This window comes from Brevundimonas sp. A19_0 (assembly GCF_017744255.1).
Lineage (GTDB): Bacteria > Pseudomonadota > Alphaproteobacteria > Caulobacterales > Caulobacteraceae > Brevundimonas.
Genome location: NZ_JAGHQP010000042.1, coordinates 1 through 1742, shown reverse-complemented (window position 1 = coordinate 1742; position 1742 = coordinate 1). Strand labels below are relative to the sequence as shown.

Here is a 1742-nt window from a genome sequence, read left to right as displayed (position 1 = left end):
TGGTGGAGCCGAGGGGAGCATCGATTGGGCTGACGCTTCCTCACGGTCTTTCTCCGATTCCTGATCGTCTTCGACCGTCATCGAGCGTGCTCCTGGATTTCAATTTCGACTTCTCGGACTCCGTTCACCCATGATGGGTCATGGCCAGATCGGACATCGCCTGGGGAGACGAGGAGGGGTTTCGAGCCGGTTTGGCGGCTCGGCGTGAACTCCGCCACGTCTATGGCCTGGCGGGCTATCACACCGAGGCTGACCTGAGGGCCTTCTTCGACGGCAAGACCACGCTGTTCGATGAGGTGCAGGCGTGGCTGGCCGACGAGGTCCATGACGGAGTGCTGGCCCGGCAGGACGACATGCGGGCGGTCTTCTGGGTCGCCCTGGAGGCCGACCGGGATGTGATGGCCTTCCATCTCCGCTGGTCCGAGCACCTCGTCGATCACACGGTCTGAGGCATGGCCTGCTTGATGCGTCCGACCGAGGCGGCGGAGACGCCTGTCGCCTTGGCTGCGGCCCTCACGGACAGGCCGTCGCTCAACGCCTTCTGGACGCTTCTCCTGCGCTCCAGGGAGAGGTTGGGCCGACCGAAGTGCTTGCCCTGGGCTCTGGCACGGGCGAGGCCAGCCTTGATCCGAGCGGTGATGATCGAGCGTTCGAACTCAGCGAAGACGCCCAGCATCTGGAAGAGCATGCGGCCACTGGGCGTGCTCGTGTCGATGGCCTGTTGGTGCAGATAGAGATCGCATCCCTTGGCCTGGAGGTCGGAGAGGAAGCCGATCAGATCGGGCAGGGATCGGCCCAGCCGGTCCACGGCGAAGGCGGCCACCATGTCGATCTCTCGGCGACTGACGGCCTTCAGGAGGGCGTCGAAGGCAGGTCGCTTGTCCCGCCCCTTGGCGCCGCTGATTCCGTGATCCTCGTAGACCTCGACGACTTCCCAGCCGGATCGCTCGGCGACCTCCTGGAGGATGCGACGCTGGTTCTCCGTCGTTTGGGAATCCGTGCTCACACGGAGGTAGAATGCTGCCCTCTTCATCTCCAAGACGATCTCACGGATCGCCAAGGCGTCAAGGAAAAGGGGGCGATTAGAGGTCTCGCTCGAAGGGGAATTCGACTCCGAACATCTTCTTGGCGATGCGATATTTCGGGTTCATCCGCCCGCCGAACAACATCGGCCATAACCACCCTGGCAGCATGAACATGACCATCAGCCCGAAGGCTTCCAAGCCCACGAATGCCGCTACGCCCCAGCGTCTCTCGAAGAGGGCATAGGCGGCGATGGCGAGGTGGATGAGCATCCCGCCGTTTCCGGCGAGAACCAGACTGAGCGGAAGGTATGCCTTCCCAATCATCACGAAGCGGCTGAGGCCCCAGGCCAGTGCTCCGATGAAGGTGGCGTTGAGGTAGGCGGTCCAGAACGACTGATCGGCCACGAGGGCCAGAGCGGCGAAGGCGTAGGTGAAGATGCCGAACGAGAATTGGTAGACGGCCTCGACCTCGGCCTTCTGGGAGCGCGACAGGTAGGCGTTGTTCAGGGAATAGACCGTCGCTTCCGCGTGCGCGGCGGCCTTCCTATTGATCTCGTCTCGAACGGCCTCGTCGGTCATGGAACTCCCCCGGATGGCTCCAGCCTATCCGCCGCCAGTGTCTCCGATCCACATGATTCCGAGGGCGCGGAATCATGACCTTGGAATCAAGAACCAGCGGCAGGTGAATTCAGAGGGGATTGTGGGACAGGGTCAGGC

At 62.9% G+C, this 1742-nt stretch carries 3 protein-coding genes; 1 reads left to right on the top strand and 2 read right to left on the bottom strand.

Annotated elements, in window-relative coordinates:
- The first annotated feature begins 140 nt into the window (after positions 1-140).
- Complete coding sequence (locus J7346_RS14895) at positions 141-449, top strand: hypothetical protein (RefSeq protein ID WP_209120757.1); 309 nt, start codon at positions 141-143, stop codon at positions 447-449.
- Here J7346_RS14895 and J7346_RS14890 read toward each other — a convergent pair.
- Together J7346_RS14890 and J7346_RS14885 are read right to left on the bottom strand one after the other, a co-directional pair.
- The gene (locus J7346_RS14890; protein WP_209120756.1) at positions 437-1060 is read right to left on the bottom strand and encodes a recombinase family protein; all 624 of its coding nucleotides are present in this window, start codon (positions 1058-1060) and stop codon (positions 437-439) included. The genes J7346_RS14895 and J7346_RS14890 overlap by 13 nt on opposite strands.
- Positions 1061-1082: 22 nt before the next feature.
- Positions 1083-1604 carry a hypothetical protein gene (locus J7346_RS14885; RefSeq protein WP_209120755.1) on the bottom strand — a complete coding sequence of 174 codons (522 nt, stop codon included), beginning with the start codon at positions 1602-1604 and terminating at the stop codon, positions 1083-1085.
- Positions 1605-1742 lie beyond the last annotated feature (138 nt).